The organism is Chryseobacterium sp. Leaf405 (assembly GCF_001425355.1).
In the GTDB taxonomy this organism is placed as follows: Bacteria; Bacteroidota; Bacteroidia; order Flavobacteriales; family Weeksellaceae; genus Chryseobacterium.
In genome coordinates, this window is sequence record NZ_LMQN01000012.1 from 1 (window position 1) to 19,149 (window position 19,149).

At 37.9% G+C, this 19,149-nt stretch carries 9 protein-coding genes, 2 tRNA genes and 3 rRNA genes; 11 read left to right on the forward strand and 3 right to left on the reverse strand.

The annotated features are described in order from the left end of the window. Positions 1-1,233: 1,233 nt before the first annotated feature. The 7 genes from ASG22_RS06140 (at position 1,234) to ASG22_RS06170 (ending at position 9,798) form a co-directional block, all read left to right on the forward strand. A 16S ribosomal RNA gene (locus ASG22_RS06140) occupies positions 1,234-2,750 on the forward strand. A gap of 306 nt (positions 2,751-3,056) precedes the next feature. After that, a tRNA-Ile gene (locus ASG22_RS06145) sits at positions 3,057-3,130 on the forward strand. A gap of 101 nt (positions 3,131-3,231) precedes the next feature. Continuing rightward, positions 3,232-3,305: transfer RNA gene (locus ASG22_RS06150), tRNA-Ala, on the forward strand. Positions 3,306-3,503: 198 nt separating this feature from the next. Continuing rightward, positions 3,504-6,260, forward strand: a 23S ribosomal RNA gene (locus tag ASG22_RS06155). Positions 6,261-6,415: 155 nt separating this feature from the next. After that, positions 6,416-6,523, forward strand: a 5S ribosomal RNA gene (gene rrf / locus ASG22_RS06160). Together the 16S, 23S and 5S rRNA genes with 2 tRNA genes alongside form the textbook arrangement of a ribosomal RNA operon. 634 nt (positions 6,524-7,157) lie before the next feature. Next, a complete protein-coding gene (locus tag ASG22_RS06165; protein ID WP_055982135.1) occupies positions 7,158-8,279 on the forward strand; it encodes a vWA domain-containing protein in 1,122 nt (373 codons plus the stop codon). A 79-nt stretch (positions 8,280-8,358) separates the two neighbouring features. After that, entirely contained in the window at positions 8,359-9,798 is a 1,440-nt protein-coding gene (locus ASG22_RS06170; RefSeq protein WP_055982138.1) for an AAA family ATPase, read from the forward strand. A 78-nt stretch (positions 9,799-9,876) separates the two neighbouring features. Here the strand turns inward: ASG22_RS06170 and ASG22_RS06175 are convergent, their stop codons facing one another. Then, positions 9,877-11,505 carry an acyl-CoA carboxylase subunit beta gene (locus ASG22_RS06175; protein WP_055982141.1) on the reverse strand — a complete coding sequence of 543 codons (1,629 nt, stop codon included), beginning with the start codon at positions 11,503-11,505 and terminating at the stop codon, positions 9,877-9,879. Between the two features lie 423 nt (positions 11,506-11,928). Here ASG22_RS06175 and ASG22_RS06180 point away from each other — a divergent pair, with 423 nt between their 5' ends. From ASG22_RS06180 to ASG22_RS06190, 3 genes are read left to right on the forward strand one after another with little or no spacing between them, the layout of a single operon-like run. Continuing rightward, a complete protein-coding gene (locus tag ASG22_RS06180; RefSeq protein ID WP_055982144.1) occupies positions 11,929-12,807 on the forward strand; it encodes a DMT family transporter in 879 nt (292 codons plus the stop codon). A gap of 12 nt (positions 12,808-12,819) precedes the next feature. Next, entirely contained in the window at positions 12,820-13,902 is a 1,083-nt protein-coding gene (locus tag ASG22_RS06185) for a PorV/PorQ family protein (RefSeq protein WP_055982147.1), read from the forward strand. A gap of 10 nt (positions 13,903-13,912) precedes the next feature. After that, entirely contained in the window at positions 13,913-14,662 is a 750-nt protein-coding gene (locus ASG22_RS06190; RefSeq protein WP_055982151.1) for a hypothetical protein, read from the forward strand. 67 nt (positions 14,663-14,729) lie between these two features. On the opposite strand, the gene uvrC is transcribed toward ASG22_RS06190, so the two are convergent. Together uvrC and ASG22_RS06200 are read right to left on the reverse strand one after the other, a co-directional pair. Continuing rightward, on the reverse strand, positions 14,730-16,523 hold the full coding sequence (gene uvrC / locus ASG22_RS06195; protein WP_055982153.1) for an excinuclease ABC subunit UvrC: 1,794 nt from the start codon (positions 16,521-16,523) through the stop codon (positions 14,730-14,732). Between the two features lie 79 nt (positions 16,524-16,602). Beyond that, positions 16,603-17,364: a hypothetical protein gene (locus ASG22_RS06200; RefSeq protein WP_055983434.1), complete on the reverse strand. Its 762-nt coding sequence runs from the start codon at positions 17,362-17,364 to the stop codon at positions 16,603-16,605. Positions 17,365-17,496: 132 nt separating this feature from the next. Here ASG22_RS06200 and hutH point away from each other — a divergent pair, with 132 nt between their 5' ends. Further along, positions 17,497-18,984, forward strand: coding sequence for a histidine ammonia-lyase (gene hutH / locus ASG22_RS06205; protein WP_055982158.1), 1,488 nt, complete (start codon positions 17,497-17,499; stop codon positions 18,982-18,984). The last annotated feature ends 165 nt before the right edge of the window (positions 18,985-19,149 follow it).

Consider the following 19,149-nt stretch of genomic DNA (forward strand, 5'->3'; position numbering starts at 1 on the left):
TAAAGTAACACCCATCTCCTCTATACATCCCAACAATAAAGCAAAAAAATAATACTAGTAAGAGAAGCACGGATCGTGGATACATCAGCACTGATCTGTAATTTTGTTAAAGGTTAAAGGTTAAAGGTTAAAGGTTAAAGGTTAAAGGTTAAAGGTTAAAGGTTAAAGGTTAAAGGTTAAAGGTTAAAGGCTGGAAGTAGAGCTCTCTCAAATAATCTGCCTGCTTTATAAAAATCTTTGATATTTTCCTACTCCTTCTTATACTCTTTACTTTCTTATTAATTAAAGATCTTTACGTCATGTAATAAAGTCTTTTTTAATTTTTGCTAAATACTGTTGTGTCATTACCAGGAGCAAAGTGACGAAGCGATCCAAAACTCTATCTTTGCTCTAATCTGTTTTAGTCAATGTAATCATCATCAATTTGGATTACCTTATATGCCTGTCTGATTTATTACGCTGCGATAGCATATACATTATCGTTTTTCTATACTTCTCTCCACAGTTCCGTTCCGGATTATTAAAAAAATAAAGCTTCAGCAATACTTTTTATGGTCTTTATCACCAGTAAAGCCCTTATCTTTGCCCCACTGAAAACGAGAGTAACTCAGTCAAGCGCAGAAGAAGCTTTTAAATAAGCAGCAACAATATTCTACTACTATTCCAGTAAGAAATTAATCAGTAACACATATTGCTATTCATTGAAATTTAATTAAAATAAAATGGATAAAAAGTTGCGTTTAAATAAAAGATTAGTATCTTTGCAGTCCGGTAAAACGGGAGCGCAGGAGTAAGACTAAATATGGAAAATAAGAATTTAGGGTTGTTAAAAAACTTTATAAATTTCTTTTAAAAACATTTGGTCGGGTAGAAAATAATTACTACTTTTGCACACGCAAATACGGGAACGGAAACGACAGAAAAAACGTTAAAAAACTTTATAAATTTCTTTTAAAAACATTTGGTCGGGTAGAAAATAATTACTACTTTTGCACACGCAAATACGGGAACGGAAACGACAGAAAAAACGTTCTGTAAAAAAGCGGAAGATAAAGAAGATCATTGACATACAATATAACAACCAAGTAAGGAAAAACTAAAGCGTAAAAAAAACTTTGAGTGAGTCAAGAACAAACATACAATGGAGAGTTTGATCCTGGCTCAGGATGAACGCTAGCGGGAGGCCTAACACATGCAAGCCGAGCAAACTTTGAGTGAGTCAAGAACAAACATACAATGGAGAGTTTGATCCTGGCTCAGGATGAACGCTAGCGGGAGGCCTAACACATGCAAGCCGAGCGGTAGAGGTTCTTCGGAATCTTGAGAGCGGCGTACGGGTGCGGAACACGTGTGCAACCTGCCTTTATCAGGGGGATAGCCTTTCGAAAGGAAGATTAATACCCCATAATATAATGAGTGGCATCACTTATTATTGAAAACTCCGGTGGATAGAGATGGGCACGCGCAAGATTAGATAGTTGGTAGGGTAACGGCCTACCAAGTCAGTGATCTTTAGGGGGCCTGAGAGGGTGATCCCCCACACTGGTACTGAGACACGGACCAGACTCCTACGGGAGGCAGCAGTGAGGAATATTGGACAATGGGTTAGCGCCTGATCCAGCCATCCCGCGTGAAGGATGACGGCCCTATGGGTTGTAAACTTCTTTTGTATAGGGATAAACCTACTCTCGTGAGAGTAGCTGAAGGTACTATACGAATAAGCACCGGCTAACTCCGTGCCAGCAGCCGCGGTAATACGGAGGGTGCAAGCGTTATCCGGATTTATTGGGTTTAAAGGGTCCGTAGGCGGATCTGTAAGTCAGTGGTGAAATCTCATAGCTTAACTATGAAACTGCCATTGATACTGCAGGTCTTGAGTAAAGTAGAAGTGGCTGGAATAAGTAGTGTAGCGGTGAAATGCATAGATATTACTTAGAACACCAATTGCGAAGGCAGGTCACTATGTTTTAACTGACGCTGATGGACGAAAGCGTGGGGAGCGAACAGGATTAGATACCCTGGTAGTCCACGCCGTAAACGATGCTAACTCGTTTTTGGGTTTTCGGATTCAGAGACTAAGCGAAAGTGATAAGTTAGCCACCTGGGGAGTACGTTCGCAAGAATGAAACTCAAAGGAATTGACGGGGGCCCGCACAAGCGGTGGATTATGTGGTTTAATTCGATGATACGCGAGGAACCTTACCAAGGCTTAAATGGGAATTGACAGGTTTAGAAATAGACTTTTCTTCGGACAATTTTCAAGGTGCTGCATGGTTGTCGTCAGCTCGTGCCGTGAGGTGTTAGGTTAAGTCCTGCAACGAGCGCAACCCCTGTCACTAGTTGCCATCATTCAGTTGGGGACTCTAGTGAGACTGCCTACGCAAGTAGAGAGGAAGGTGGGGATGACGTCAAATCATCACGGCCCTTACGCCTTGGGCCACACACGTAATACAATGGCCGGTACAGAGGGCAGCTACCAGGTGACTGGATGCGAATCTCGAAAGCCGGTCTCAGTTCGGATTGGAGTCTGCAACTCGACTCTATGAAGCTGGAATCGCTAGTAATCGCGCATCAGCCATGGCGCGGTGAATACGTTCCCGGGCCTTGTACACACCGCCCGTCAAGCCATGGAAGTCTGGGGTACCTGAAGTCGGTGACCGTAACAGGAGCTGCCTAGGGTAAAACAGGTAACTAGGGCTAAGTCGTAACAAGGTAGCCGTACCGGAAGGTGCGGCTGGAACATCTCATTTTAGAGCGTCTTATGACGTTAAACAAAATCAGTATCGAAAGATACATGTACTTATTCAAAGTATAGCTTTAGTTTTTTATTTGGTTGATTTATAGGGRAAGTAAGAAGGTAAAAGTAAAARGAKCCAGGTGTAACAGTTTGGAAGATATCAATTACTCATTACCGATTACTCATTCCTTATAAAATATATTAAAAATACACCCACTAGAAATTAGTATTAGGGAAGGGATACAAGAGCCGAGAGCCAAGACCCAAGACGATAGAAAGTCTTGTATCTAGCATCTTGGATCTAAAAGTCTGACAAGACAGTCTCGTAGCTCAGCTGGTTAGAGCGCTACACTGATAATGTAGAGGTCGGCAGTTCGAGCCTGCCCGAGACTACTAATTGAAGGGATTAAGATATTTAGGAATTAAGTTATTAAGAAATTAGCGAAAGCAATCTCTAAATTACTAAATCTCTGAATTTTTTAATCTTACCTAGAGGGGAATTAGCTCAGCTGGCTAGAGCGCCTGCCTTGCACGCAGGAGGTCAAGGGTTCGACTCCCTTATTCTCCACAGTTACTTGTAAAGAGTAATAAAAAGTTACAGCGATGTAGCACAATTTTGAAGGTTTATTTTTAAAAAAGCAGATAGAGCCAAAAACAATATTTGCGRGATAGACTYGAGATAGATTAAGATCATTGACATTACCGGTAAAACATCACAAAGATAAAACCGAGCACTTATAAGTGCTTGAATAACCTAAAAAATAGGAAAGAAATCGTTAAGGGCGTATGGCGGATGCCTAGGCTTTCAGAGGCGAAGAAGGACGTGGTAAGCTGCGAAAAGCTGCGGGGATCGGCACACACGAATTGATCCGCAGATGTCCGAATGGGGCAACCCGTCTGGTTGAAGACCAGTCACTCCGCAAGGAGAGCAAACCCGGAGAACTGAAACATCTAAGTACCCGGAGGAAAAGAAATCGAAGAGATTCCGTAAGTAGTGGCGAGCGAACGCGGATTAGCCCAAAAGTCTTTATATGTTTAATAGAATGTTCTGGAAAGAACAGCCATAGAGGGTGATAGCCCCGTATATGAAAGGCATATTTGGATGATAAATGAGTAGGGCGGGACACGTGAAATCCTGTCTGAATATGGGGGGACCATCCTCCAAGGCTAAATACTCCTGAAAGACCGATAGTGAACAAGTACTGTGAAGGAAAGGTGAAAAGCACTTCGAATAGAAGGGTGAAATAGAACCTGAAACCGTACGCCTACAAGCGGTCGGAGCCCACAAGTTGGGTGACGGCGTGCCTTTTGCATAATGAGCCTACGAGTTAATTTTACTAGCGAGGTTAAGGTATTAAGTACCGGAGCCGGAGCGAAAGCGAGTCTGAATAGGGCGTATAGTTAGTAGGATTAGACGCGAAACCTTGTGATCTACCCATGGGCAGGTTGAAGCTCTGGTAACACAGAGTGGAGGACCGAACCGGTTGACGTTGAAAAGTCTTCGGATGACCTGTGGGTAGGGGTGAAAGGCCAATCAAACTGGGAGATAGCTCGTACTCTCCGAAATGCATTTAGGTGCAGCGTCGTGTATAAGTTTATTAGAGGTAGAGCTACTGATTGGATGCGGGGGAGTCAAATCCTACCAATTCCTGACAAACTCCGAATGCTAATAAATGTTCCACGGCAGTGAGGGCATGGGTGCTAAGGTCCATGTCCGAGAGGGAAAGAACCCAGACCAACAGCTAAGGTCCCCAAATTTCTGTTAAGTTGAAGCAACGCGGTTGGACTGCATTGACAGCTAGGATGTTGGCTTGGAAGCAGCCATTCATTTAAAGAGTGCGTAACAGCTCACTAGTCGAGCGGTCCGGCATGGATAATAATCGGGCATAAACAGAATACCGAAGCTATGGATTTGTAATTTATTACATCTGGTAGGAGAGCATTCTATAGGCACAGAAGCTGAGTCGTGAGGCTTGGTGGAGCGTATAGAAAAGAAAATGTAGGCATAAGTAACGATAAAGGGGGCGAGAAACCCCCTCACCGAAAGACTAAGGCTTCCTCAGCCATGCTAATCAGCTGAGGGTTAGTCGGGACCTAACGCGAACCCGAAAGGGGTAGTGGATGGACAATGGGTTAATATTCCCATACTTGCTCACACTAAAAAGGGGACGGAGTGCCGTACTTACTGGAGACTGACGGAATAGTCAAGACCTAGCCTTCGGGCGAAGTTGCTGTAAGGAAAGTGCTTCCAAGAAAAGCCGAAGTGAAGCAACCCGTACCAAAACCGACACAGGTGGTCGAGGAGAGAATCCTAAGGTGCTAGAGTGAATCATGGTTAAGGAACTAGGCAAAATAGTCTCGTAACTTCGGAAGAAGAGACGCCATCAGCAATGGTGGCCGCAGTAAAGAGGCCCAGGCGACTGTTTATCAAAAACACAGGACTCTGCTAAATCGAAAGATGCTGTATAGGGTCTGACACCTGCCCGGTGCTGGAAGGTTAAGGAAGGGCGTTAGCAGCAATGCGAAGCGTTTGACTGAAGCCCCAGTAAACGGCGGCCGTAACTATAACGGTCCTAAGGTAGCGAAATTCCTTGTCGGGTAAGTTCCGACCTGCACGAATGGTGTAACGATCTGGGCACTGTCTCAACCATGAGCTCTGTGAAATTGTAGTCTCGGTGAAGATGCCGAGTACCCGCAATGGGACGAAAAGACCCTGTGAACCTTTACTATAACTTCGTATTGACTTTGAGTAAGTAATGTGTAGGATAGGTGGGAGACTTTGAAGCAGGCACGCCAGTGTTTGTGGAGTCAACGTTGAAATACCACCCTTTACTTACTTGGAGCCTAACTTCTTTTAGAAGGACATTGCGTGGTGGGTAGTTTGACTGGGGTGGTCGCCTCCAAAAGAGTAACGGAGGCTTTCAAAGGTACCCTCAGCACGCTTGGTAACCGTGCGTAGAGTGTAATGGCATAAGGGTGCTTGACTGTGAGACCTACAAGTCGATCAGGTGCGAAAGCAGGACATAGTGATCCGGTGGTTCCGTATGGAAGGGCCATCGCTCATAGGATAAAAGGTACTCCGGGGATAACAGGCTAGTCTCCCCCAAGAGCTCACATCGACGGGGAGGTTCGGCACCTCGATGTCGGCTCGTCACATCCTGGGGCTGGAGAAGGTCCCAAGGGTTGGGCTGTTCGCCCATTAAAGTGGCACGCGAGCTGGGTTCAGAACGTCGTGAGACAGTTCGGTCTCTATCTATTGCGGGCGTTAGATGTTTGAGAGGGCTTGATTCTAGTACGAGAGGACCGAATTGAACAAACCTCTGGTGTATCAGTTGTTCCGCCAGGAGCACCGCTGAGTAGCTACGTTTGGAAGAGATAAACACTGAAAGCATATAAGTGTGAAACTCGCCTCAAGATGAGACATCTTTTAAGGGTCGTGGGAGATGACCACGTTGATAGGCTACAGGTGTAAAGTTGGTAACAGCATAGCCGAGTAGTACTAATTACCCGTAGATTTATAGCCTATTGGTTATTACTAAAACAAGTATTTATAAGTGCCGTACTGGTTTTGCCTTTGTGATGAAATTACCGATAAAATAGAAGTTAGAAACTAGATATTAGAAGTTAGTATTTTACTAATCTCTAACGACTAACCTCTAACCTCTTATATACAACCTTTAGGGTGGTTTTAGCGGTGGGGCTCACCTGTTCCCATTCCGAACACAGAAGTTAAGCCCACCAGCGCCGATGGTACTGCTAACGCGGGAGAGTAGGTCGCCGCCAGTTTTTATGTAAACTCCTTTATCGAAAGATAAAGGAGTTTTTTTATGTTTAAAAATTAATGAAGTCTNGCCGATGGTACTGCTAACGCGGGAGAGTAGGTCGCCGCCAGTTTTTATGTAAACTCCTTTATCGAAAGATAAAGGAGTTTTTTTATGTTTAAAAATTAATGAAGTCTTATACATTTATTTGTATGAGACTTTTTTCGTTATATACAGTAAAGTAACACCCATCTCCTCTATACATCCCAACAATAAAGCAAAAAAATAATACTAGTAAGAGAAGCACGGATCGTGGATACATCAGCACTGATCTGTAATCCATCTCCTCTATACATCCCAACAATAAAGCAAAAAAATAATACTAGTAAGAGAAGCACGGATCGTGGATACATCAGCACTGATCTGTAAGGAAATACTAATTTTGTTAATCCAGACAAGTGCCCTAGCCCGGATAGATACGCTTACCCAGCAGTAAGGATGGGCTCCGAAAGATAGCGAAGGCACGAGGAGTACAAGTGAAGAGCAGGACTAATTTCCTTATAATTATGTAAATTCATAAAAATTTCATTTTTATTGATAAATATTAAAATAGATTAAATCTCTTAATAACCTTTCGATTTAAGTCGTAACTTTATATTATGAAAGAGCATATTGTGAGAGGGTTCAGATTTGAAACTTATAAAGCACCAGAATTGTCTGTGTTTGATAGGTTACTGGAAATTTTTACCGATTTATTAACCCATACTTCAGGAGATTTTGATGAAGCTATCGACTGGCTCCGAATGTTGGACGATGAATACAAACTTACTACACCAGAGTATACTATTGATAACTTTATTGAAGATCTTAAGAGAAAAGGATATATTCGTGAGGAAGTAGATCCCAATGGAACTGGAAGTGGAGTTACTTTAAGCGCGAAGATGGAGCAGAATATTCGTAAACAGGCTCTTAACCAAATCTTCGGGAATCTTGAAAAAAGTGGAAATGGGAATCATAAAACCAATAAAAGTGGTTCAGGTGAAGATACGACAGGAGAATTTCGAAATTACCATTTTGGTGATCCGGTTGAAAAAATTTCTATTACAGAAAGTCTTAAGAATGCTCAAATTAATAATGGAATAGGAGATTTTCATCTCACCGAAGATGATCTTATCGTGGAAGACAGCATTCACCAGTCGCAGATGAGTACTGTTTTAATGATAGATATTAGTCACAGTATGATTTTGTATGGTGAAGACAGAATTACACCAGCAAAAAAAGTAGCAATGGCACTTGCTGAATTGATTACGACACGTTATCCGAAAGATACGCTGGATATTATCGTTTTTGGTGATGATGCATGGCCTGTAAAAATTCAGGAGCTTCCCTATTTACAAGTTGGTCCTTATCATACGAATACGGTTGCCGGACTTCAATTGGCTATGGATATTTTACGCAGAAAGAGAAATACCAATAAACAAATTTTCATGATTACCGATGGAAAGCCAAGCTGCGTTCGTGAACCAGATGGTACTTACTATATGAATTCGTATGGTTTGGATGACTATGTGGTTCAAAAATGTTACAATATGGCATCTCAGGCTCGCAGATTACATATTCCTATCACTACTTTTATGATTGCTCAAGATTCTTATCTGCAACATTTTGTGAGTAAGTTTACACAAGCCAATCAAGGGAAAGCTTTTTATACAGGGCTAAATGGATTAGGTAATATGATTTTTGAAGATTATGAAGCCAACCGAAAAAAGAGAATCCGTTAAAAAATTATAAGTTGATATTTTAAAGTTAAGTATCAATTCAACATTATTTCAAAAAAGTTTAAATCAGATTTTAAATAAAATGACTGAAAAGCCAAATATTAAGACATTAGGTTCGTTAAAAGCGACAGAATATAAATCAAAAAATATAAAAGACGAATTAAGAGATAATTTAAAAACTAAAATTCGCAATAGAGAATCCGTGTTTACAGGAATTTTCGGATATGAAAATACCGTTATTCCTCAATTAGAGCATGCAATTCTCAGCCGACACAATATTAATTTATTAGGATTAAGAGGTCAGGCAAAAACAAGGTTGGCAAGGATGATGACGTCTTTGTTGGATGAATGGATTCCTTTTGTTGCCGGAAGTGAAATTAACGATGATCCGTTTAATCCGATTTCCCGTTATGCCAAAGAGATCATTAAAGCGGAAGGTGATAATACTCCAATAGAATGGCTACACCGTGACGAAAGATTTTTTGAGAAATTAGCCACTCCAGATGTTACGGTTGCCGATCTTATCGGTGATGTAGATCCTATTAAAGCTGCTAATCTTAAACTTTCTTATGCAGACGATCGTGTAATTCATTTCGGAATGATTCCTCGTGCAAACCGTTGTATTTTCGTAATTAATGAATTGCCGGATCTTCAGGCGAGAATTCAGGTTTCTCTGTTTAATATTTTACAGGAAGGTGATGTGCAGATTCGTGGTTTCAAGGTGAGAATGCCTTTAGATATTCAGTTTGTTTTTACGGCGAATCCGGAAGATTATACGAACAGAGGAAGTATTGTTACCCCTTTAAAAGACCGTATTGGCTCGCAGATTTTAACACATTATCCTGAAAATATCAATATTGCGAGAGAAATTACCAATTATGAATCCAGCTTAGACAGCCGTCAGACAAATGGAGTATATGTTCCTTCTTTGGCGAAAGATCTTTTGGAGCAGATAGGTTTTGAAGCTCGTGACAGCGAATATGTTGATTCAAAAAGTGGAGTGAGTGCACGTATGAGTATTACCGCTTTTGAAAATTTATTGAGTACGGCTGAGCGTAGATCTTTGCTAGCAGGTGACGAAAAAACTTCTGTAAGATTAAGTGATTTTGTGGGAGTAATTCCGGCGATTACAGGAAAAGTAGAACTGGTGTATGAAGGTGAGCAGGAAGGTGCAGAAGCGGTTGCTCAATTGTTGATTGATAATGCAATCCGAACGTTATTCACTTCTTATTTTCCGAAAGTTGAAAAGCTGGAGAAAAAGAGTGTAGATGGTCCGTTCAGCCAGATTACCGATTGGTTTTTAGAAGATGATGGCTTTTTAGAACTTACGGATGAATCTTCAGATGAAGTTTATGCAAAAAATCTTAACCGAATTGATCCGCTGGATAAAATTATTGAAAAATATCAGCCTGATACACAGCCAGAAGATATTTTATTCCTGAAAGAATTTATCCTTTGGGGATTAGCTGTTAATAAAAAACTGAATAAAGAAAGATTCAGAACGGGAGTTTTCTTTTCTTAAAATTTAAACAACATAAAAACAAAAAGATGTGGAATCGGTTTTCCACATCTTTTTTATTTTTTAATAATCAGATTATGATCAAACCTGAATAACTCCCAAATTAAATTTCTCGGTAATCGGAGAGTGATTGGCAGCTTCAATTCCCATAGAAATCCATTTTCTGGTATCTATAGGATTAATGATCGCATCCGTCCACAATCTTGCTGCCGCATACGTTGATTCTGTCTGCTTTTTATATTTTTTTGAGATTGAATCTAAAATTTCATCACGCTCTTTTTGTGTATTTTCTTTTCCTTGTTTTTTCAGTGTAGATTCCTGGATTTGTGCTAACACTTTCGCAGCCTGAGCACCACCCATCACCGCAAGATCTGCCCAAGGCCAGGCAACGATTAATCTTGGATCATACGCTTTTCCGCACATTGCATAATTTCCTGCACCGTAAGAGTTTCCTGTAATAATGGTGAATTTCGGAACTACAGAATTGGAAACAGCATTTACCATTTTTGCTCCGTCTTTTATAATTCCGCCATGTTCAGATTTTGAACCAACCATGAAACCAGTAACGTCCTGTAAGAAAACCAAAGGAATTTTTCTCTGATTACAATTGGCAATAAATCTTGTTGCTTTATCGGCAGAATCAGAATAAATTACTCCTCCAAACTGCATTTCACCCTTTCCGCTTTTTACCAGTTTTCTTTGGTTGGCAACGATTCCTACAGACCAACCGTCGATTCTTGCCGTTGCACAGATGATACTTTTGCCGTAATCCGGCTTATATTCTTCGTATTCAGAATTATCGACTATACATTTTAAAATGTCAAAAGTATCGTACTGTTCCGCTCTGGAAGCTGGCATGATTCCGAAGATGTTTTCAGGTTTTTCTTTTGGCTGAGCACTTTCAATTCTGTCGAAACCTGCTTTTTCAGTAGATCCGAGAGATTTCATGATATTTTTGATTCTGTTTAAAGCATCTTTATCGTCTTTAGCTTTATAGTCTGTCACTCCTGAAATTGAACAGTGCGTTGTTGCACCGCCTAGAGTTTCATTATCAATACTTTCACCGATTGCAGCTTTCACCAGATAACTTCCGGCAAGGAAAATAGAACCTGTTCCTTCCACGATCATCGCTTCATCACTCATGATTGGCAGATAAGCTCCACCCGCAACACAACTCCCCATAACTGCTGAAATCTGGATGATTCCCGCAGCACTCATTTTAGCATTATTTCTGAAAATTCTTCCGAACATTTCTTTATCAGGGAAAATTTCGTCCTGCATCGGCAGATAAACACCTGCAGAATCCACTAAATAAATAATTGGAAGCCGGTTTTCCATGGCAATTTCCTGAGCTCTCAGGTTTTTCTTTCCGGTAATCGGAAACCATGCTCCTGCTTTTACTGAAGCATCATTGGCAACAATAAGGCATTGTCTTCCGGAAACATATCCCATGACCACTACGACACCACCACTTGGGCAGCCACCATGTTCTTCGTACATTTCGTATCCTGCAAATGCACCAATTTCTATGGAATCTGAATCTTTGTCGAGAAGATAATCTACTCTTTCTCTTGCCGTCATTTTTCCTTCGTCACGAAGCTTTTGCAGCCTTTTTTCTCCACCTCCTTTTTTGATGTCAGCGAGTAGACGATTTATTTCTGATAATTTTAATCTGTTTTGATCTTCTCGTTTGTTGAATTCAATGTCCATAAAAATTTCAATTTTTTCCGCTTAAAGATACTATTTTTAACAGGAAATCAAATTGAAGTAAAACAAATGTTTAATAAATTGGTTTTTAGTAAATTATGAAACATTTAACAAATTTTATATTTTTTTTGGTGCGTATTTTGCTAACTTTACAGTAGAGCAGTAGAAATGAAAGTTTCTATATAAATGCTCTAAGTTCCTAGTTTATTTTTTTAATAGTTTATTATTTGAAGGCCCTGAAAGTTGAACAAATTTTCAGGGTTTTTTGTTTTTAAAGAGATCAAAATCCAAAAAGCATTCACGTTATTTTCAAAAGTAATTTGGAATGAAATTTCCTCAAAAAATTCATGACTTTAATATAAGATTTTTACAGGATTTGTAAAATCCTATTTGTAAATTTGCAGAAAATTTAAAAGAAGGTAGGATATGCATAAAATAGCTCTTTTCAGATTGCATTTAATTGTATTTTTATGGGGATTTACTGCAATCTTGGGAAAGCTTATTGAGGCAAATGCGCAGATCCTCGTCTTTTACAGAATGCTTTTTGCAGCGGTATGTTTATTTGTATACATCAGAGTTTTCAAGAAAGAAAGCATAAAAATTTCAAAGAAACTTTTTTTCCAGCTGGCAGCAATCGGAGTTTCAATGGCGCTTCATTGGTGGTGTTTTTTTTATTCTATTAAAGTTTCTAATGTTTCCATCGCTTTAAGCTGTCTTTCTTTATCAACATTATTTGCATCTGTTTTAGAGCCGATTATTTTTAAACGGAAAGTCGACATCGTTGAAGTTATCATGGGAATGGTGATTGTCGCCTGTATTTTATTAATTTTTAAAACAGAATTTCAATATAAAGTCGGAATATTTTACGGAATATTGTGTGCTGTTTTCGGTACAATATTTTCGGTTTTTAACGGAAAAATGTTTGGTAAAACCAGTTCAGGAAATATTATTTTTTATGAAATTTTCTCAGGTTGGTTTATTTTAATGATTATTTATCTGTTTTCCGGACAAATTTTTCAAATGAATGAAATAAGTTACCGTGATATTGCGTTAATATGCTTGTTAGCAAGTGTTTTTACAGCCTTTCCAATGTTAGAATCAGTAAAGCTGATGAAATATATTTCGCCCTTTACATTAATTTTAACAGTTAATTTAGAACCGGTTTACGGAATTATACTAGCTTTTTTTATCTTTGGGGAATCGGAACACATGAGCTCTGTTTTTTACATCGCTTCTGGGGTTATGATACTGGCAATCATTGCCAACGGATTAATAAAAACTAAGAGACAAAAAACTTTAAATTAAGCATCAAAATATATGATGAAAAAATATCTTTTACTTGTATTTTCCCTGGTTTTTGGGATATCACAATCTCAGATTATCAGAAAATATTCAAACGAATTCCTGAATATTGGAGCCGGCGCAAGAGGTTTGGCAATGGGTGGAGCCGTAATCTCCAATCAGGATGACGTATATTCTCCCATGTGGAACCCCGCTGGTTTGATGGCAGTTGAAAGAGACTGGCAGGGTGCAGCAATGCACGCAGAGTATTTCGAATCTATTGCAAAATATGATTATCTTGCATATGCTAAAGTTTTGGAAGAAGGTGTTTTCGGAGTTTCTGTGGTAAGATTAGGGGTTGATAATATCTTAAATACAACTCAGTTAATTGATACTGAAGGGAATATCGATTACGATAAAATAACAAAATTCTCACAATCTGATTATGCAGCGATACTTTCTTATGCATTTAACCCTGCTGGAAATACCAAATTGGATGTCGGGATCAACGCAAAAATTGTTTACAGAAACGTAGGGAAATTTGCCAACGGTTACGGATTTGGTTTTGATATCGGAGCTATTTATAAAATGGATAATGGCTATAAAATTGGAGCTATGTTGAGAGATGCAACAACTACCGTGAACTTCTGGAGTGTTAACCAAAAAGAACTTTCTACGATTGTAGATGGGGAAGAATTTAACCCTGCTCCAAAAGATAAAATGGAATTAACGATGCCCAAATTAAATGCCGGAGTTAGTAAAGTTTTTGAAATCAACAGCAGCGTTTATGTTTTACCGGAAGCGGGAATTAATGTAGATTTTGCGAAAACAGCAGCACTTCTTTCAACAGATTTTGCAAGTATCACGCCTTATGCTGGGGCTGAATTAGGATATCAGAAAATGATTTTTGTAAGATTGGGAGTCAACAGATTCCAGTCGATTACAGATATTGAAGATCTTAAAAGAAAAGTTTCTTTCCAGCCAAGTGCAGGTATCGGAATTAAATACAGAGGTCTGACGCTTGATTATGCCATTACCAATTCGGGAATTGGCGGATCTAACTTCTATTCCAACTTCTTCTCCCTAAAATTAGATATGGGACAGTTTAGAAATGATTAAATTTTAAATTATGAAAAAACTTTCAACAATTATATTCGCAGCTTGTTCAATGTTAGCCTTTGGACAAAAAGTTTCTGATTATAAATATATAACCTTACCTTCTAAATTTGAGACTTTTAAGGAAGATTTTGGGTTGGGTGAATTATTAACAAAAACATTAAGGGGGAAAAACTATACCGTTATTCCAGCAGATAAATTACAGTGGCCATCAGAAGCACAAAGTAATCCATGTAATGTTTTAACGGCCAATATTCTTAACGACAGTGGTCTATTAAGAAATAAAGTATTATTACAGTTTAAGGATTGTAATGATAAAGTTATTTCTTCTATTAAAGGAGCTTCAAGTATTAAAGAATTTAAAGAAGGTTTTCAGGATGCACTGAAGCAGACGTATGTTTCTATATCTCCCGCTAATCCGGCAAGCCAACCTATTGCTCAGACGAAAGTTCAGAAAACAAATGTTTCCACTCAGTCTGTCACTAATGTTTCTACATCCATTTCAGATAATTCAGCGGTAAGATTCAGCAATGGGAAAATGGATTTACAGAAAATTCAGATTGATAATTCTCAGTTTATTTTAGTTAATTCCAATAGTTCTTCACCGTTTGCAACTTTTAAAGCAACCGCTAAAGCAGACGTTTATCGAGTGAAATTACAAAATGGAGAAACTACTTTAGGATATTACGAAAACGGAAATATTATAATAGAAATTCCTCAATCTAACGGAGAATTTGCTAAAGAAGTATTTTCAAAAAAATAATTTTATTGATTTATATAAATAGAAAAAGTCCTCTAAATGAGGACTTTTTCCGTTTAAAATATTGTAATTAGTTATTATTGAAAAAATCATGAATAACTTTCGCTTTACTTTTTCCTAAAATCTCCTCCAATGTTTCCAGATTCGATTCTTTGATGCGTTTTACAGACTTTAATTTTGATAAAAGCAATTCGATCGTTTTATCTCCAACACCCGGAATTTCTTCCAGTTCAGATTTTATGGTTGAATTTGTTCTTCTTGTTCTGTGATGTCTCACGCCGAAACGGTGTGCTTCATCTCGTACTCGCTGAAGGATTTTCAGTGTTTCAGATTTTTTATCAAGATATAACGGGATTGGATCTTCGGGAAAGAAAATTTCTTCTAAACGTTTGGCAATTCCAACGATGGTAATTTTTCCATATAATCCCAATATCCTTAAACTTTTAACAGCAGAAGATAATTGTCCTTTTCCACCATCAATCAATATTAATTGTGGTAAATTTTCTCCTTCATCTAGCATTCTTTTGTAACGACGGAAGATCACTTCTTCCATAGTTTTAAAATCATCAGGACCAACCACCGTTTTTGGATGGAAAATTCTGTAATCTGCTTTGCTTGGCTTTCCGTCTTTAAAAACCACGCACGCCGAAACAGGATTAGTTCCCTGAATATTCGAGTTGTCAAAACCTTCAATATGTCTTGGCTCGACAGGCATTCTGAGGAGTTTCTGCATTTCAGCCATGATTCTGTTGGCATGCCTTTCCGGATCGATAATTTGTACTTGTTTTAGTTTTTCTAAACGGTATTCTTTTGCGTTTTTTTCAGAAAGTTCAACGATTCGTTTTTTATCACCAACTTTAGGAACAATCAGTTTTACATTCGGAATTTCAACAGATAAATGGAAAGGCAAAAGCACTTCTTTTGAATTGGAATCAAATTTTTGTCGGATTTCAATTAAAGCTTCCTCCATAATATCTTCATCGCTTTCCTCAAGAATTTTCTTGATTTCTGTGGTAAAACTCTGGATGATATTTCCGTTTCGTATTTTAAAAAAATTTACATAAGCGGCGGTTTCGTCACTGGTCATTCCAAATACATCTACATCGTCGATGCTTGGGTTTACAACCGTATTTTTAGTCTGATAATCTTCAAGAGCATCGATTCTTTCTTTAATAAACTGTGCCTGTTCAAACTGTAAATTTTCCGCATATTTCATCATCTGATTGACCAGATATTCTTTTGCTCTACGGAAATCACCTTTAATAATTCCTCGGATCGCATCGATTTTTTCATCATAATCTTCCTTACTTTCCAAGCCTTCACATGGTCCTTCGCAATTTTTGATATGATATTCAAGGCATACTTTATATTTGCCGTCTTCAATTTTTTGTGGTGATAGATTTAAATTACAGGTTCTTAATTTATAAATATGTTTAATGGTGTCCAACAAAATCTTTGCAGGACGAACTTTGGCATAAGGACCAAAATATTCTGAACCGTCTTTGATCTTCGTTCTTGTTAAAAAAATCCTCGGGAAATCTTCATTTTTAATGCAAATCCAAGGATAGGTTTTATCATCTTTTAACATGACATTGTAAAACGGCTGATGTTCTTTTATTAAATTATTTTCTAATAAAAGTGCGTCATATTCGCTGTTTACAATCGTTGTTTCCAGGCGTTGGATTTTCCCGACCATTATTCTTGTTCGGTATCCCGGAAGGTTTTTATTGAAATAAGAAAGAACTCTTTTTTTTAAATTTTTCGCCTTTCCCACATATAAAAGATGCTCGTTTTTATCATAATAACGATAAACGCCGGGTTCGGATGGTAAAGTTTTCAGCTGTAATTCTAAAGAAGGATTCATATAACAAAATTACGGAATTTAAAGCCACAAAAAAAGCCGTAGAAAATTCTACAGCTTTACGATTTATGTTAAAATTATTTTATCCGTGGTTCATGTCAGTATATTGATAAACAAGGAAGCTAAAATACTCCCATTCTACAGAGTCTTTAGGATATTTCTTCATGAATTCCGGATTGTCTCCGAACAGAAAATCATAGTTATCTTCAAAATCATCTTTGTGAAGCCACATTACTTTATCACCTTTTCTTACATAATAAGATTTGATAACGCCACCTCCAAACGCTGGAGCTCCTGCAAAACCAAAACTTGCCGTTTCTTTGGCAAAAGGGTCGTGATAAATAGAAATGAGTTCGTTAAATTCAGGATTGACAACCTGCATTAAAAAACTTTTGCTTTCTTTTTTGTTTTTTAATGAAACAGTCTGATTTTCAAATGGAATTACATCGTCTGAGGTAGATTTTCCGTATTTTTTGGTACTGTAATTTCTCATATTTGAAATAAACTTCGCCGCTTTCATTGATTTTTCGCCTTCAGTTGCATACAGATACATTTCAGCAATATCAGAAGAATTGAATTTCGTTGGTTTTCCAGTGTCAATATCTTCCATGGTAACGGAAAGAATCTGCCCTTTTTGCTTTTGCCAGGATCTGATGTAACCCTGATGTTCATTATTGTCTTTTAATATAATGGTAGACACTTTTTTTTGTGATGCAGTATTAAAACCTTCGTTGAATAAATATTTATTCATCTCTTTTTTCTCTTCTTTAGAGTATTTTACTTTCTGGGCGAAAGAAACGGTGCTTACCAATGACAATGCAAGTAGTAAAGTTTTAAGTTTCATAGGGATATTAATTTTTAATTTCGGCGGTAAAAATAGGAAATTAATCTGCTTGTTTTCATAAAAATATAAGGTGATGAAAATTAGCTTTTCCAATTATTGTTAAATGTGTAATTTTAAGACAAATTTTAGAGAATGATATACGGTGTAGATGTTTTCAGTTTCCATGATGTTTTGGAAATCTGTAAAACTCCAAATAAAGCGAAGCTTAACAAAGCAGCAAAAGAACAGATTTTAAAATCTCAGAAGAATGTAAAGGAAATTGTTGAATCAGACAGAACGGTTTATGGAATCAATACAGGTTTCGGACCGTTGTGCGATGTGAAAATATCTGAAGAGGAAACAGCACAGCTACAATATAATTTAATTATTTCTCATGCAGTAGGAGTTGGTAAGCCTATTGATAAAGAATTTTCAAAAATCATGATGATTGCTAAAGTTCATGCATTATCAAAAGGATTTTCGGGAGTTTCTCTGGATGTCATTGAGAGATTGATCTTAATGTTGGAAAAAGATATTATTCCTGTCGTTCCGGAACAGGGTTCTGTTGGCGCTTCCGGAGATTTGGCTCCGTTGGCACATTTGGTATTACCGCTTTTAGGTCTTGGAAAAGTTTGGGTCGGTAACGAAATTTTTGAAACAGCTGTAATTTTAGAAAAAAATAATCTTGAACCATTAACTTTAGGTCCGAAAGAAGGATTAGGATTAATTAACGGAACCCAATTTATTCTTTCTCACGCTATTAAAGGTCTTGACAAATTTGAATATTTATTAGATTTGGCAGATATGACTGCGGCGATGAGCCTTGAAGCTTACAGAGGTTCAGCAAGTCCATTTAAAAAAGAACTTCACGATATCAGACCATTTGAAGGAAGTAAAAAAGTAGCAGCAAGAATGCTGAAATTTTTAAAAGATTCTGAAAATCTTCAAGCCCACGAATATTGTGACAGAGTTCAGGATCCATATTCAATGAGATGTGTACCACAGGTTCACGGGGCGAGTAGAAATGCTTTCGAACATCTGAAAATGCTGACAGAAACAGAATTAAACTCTGTAACAGACAACCCGATTGTGTTAAGTGCTGAAGAATCTATTTCCGGAGGGAATTTTCACGGACAATTATTGGCAATGCCTTTAGATTATGCAACATTGGCTGCAGCAGAATTGGGGAATATTTCTGACAGAAGGAGCTATTTATTATTGGAAGGAAAATACGGTTTGCCAAGATTATTAACGGAAAGTTCAGGTTTAAATTCAGGATTTATGATTCCTCAATATACTTCTGCGGCTTTGGTTACAGAAAATAAAACTTTGTGTTTCCCGGCTTCTGCGGATTCTATTCCGACAAGTTTGGGTCAGGAAGATCACGTTTCTATGGGAAGTATTTCGGGTAGAAAATTCAATCAGGTTTTAGGAAATCTGGTTAATATTTTATCGGTTGAATTAATGTTTGCAGCACAGGGATTGGAATTCAGAAGACCTGCGAAATGTTCAAAAATTATTGAAGAAAATTATGTAATTCTTCGTTCAAAAGTTGCTAAGCTTGAAGAAGATCGATTGATTGGCGATGATATGTTGGCGATCGCAGAATTGATTAACGAAAGAAAATTTATTGTAAATTAATTTTAAACTTAAATGATATTAAGACTTCTAGAAATGGGAGTCTTTTTTTGTTTAGAAATTCATAATTAATAAATGTTGCTATTTCAAGCATAATAAAATTAAAGATAAATTAAATTTCAAAGTTCTGTAATTCAATGTAAAGTGATAACTTGGTTAGCCAATCAA

What these genes read in the sequence shown, in the direction of transcription:
- ASG22_RS06185 (WP_055982147.1), top strand. Translation starts at nt 12,820, where the DNA reads ATGATGAAAAAATATCTTTTACTTGTATTTTCCCTGGTTTTTGGGATA.
- ASG22_RS06165 (WP_055982135.1), top strand. Translation starts at nt 7,158, where the DNA reads ATGAAAGAGCATATTGTGAGAGGGTTCAGATTTGAAACTTATAAAGCA.
- ASG22_RS06200 (WP_055983434.1), bottom strand. Translation starts at nt 17,364, where the DNA reads ATGAAACTTAAAACTTTACTACTTGCATTGTCATTGGTAAGCACCGTT.
- ASG22_RS06170 (WP_055982138.1), top strand. Translation starts at nt 8,359, where the DNA reads ATGACTGAAAAGCCAAATATTAAGACATTAGGTTCGTTAAAAGCGACA.
- ASG22_RS06190 (WP_055982151.1), top strand. Translation starts at nt 13,913, where the DNA reads ATGAAAAAACTTTCAACAATTATATTCGCAGCTTGTTCAATGTTAGCC.
- hutH (WP_055982158.1), top strand. Translation starts at nt 17,497, where the DNA reads ATGATATACGGTGTAGATGTTTTCAGTTTCCATGATGTTTTGGAAATC.
- uvrC (WP_055982153.1), bottom strand. Translation starts at nt 16,523, where the DNA reads ATGAATCCTTCTTTAGAATTACAGCTGAAAACTTTACCATCCGAACCC.
- ASG22_RS06180 (WP_055982144.1), top strand. Translation starts at nt 11,929, where the DNA reads ATGCATAAAATAGCTCTTTTCAGATTGCATTTAATTGTATTTTTATGG.
- ASG22_RS06175 (WP_055982141.1), bottom strand. Translation starts at nt 11,505, where the DNA reads ATGGACATTGAATTCAACAAACGAGAAGATCAAAACAGATTAAAATTA.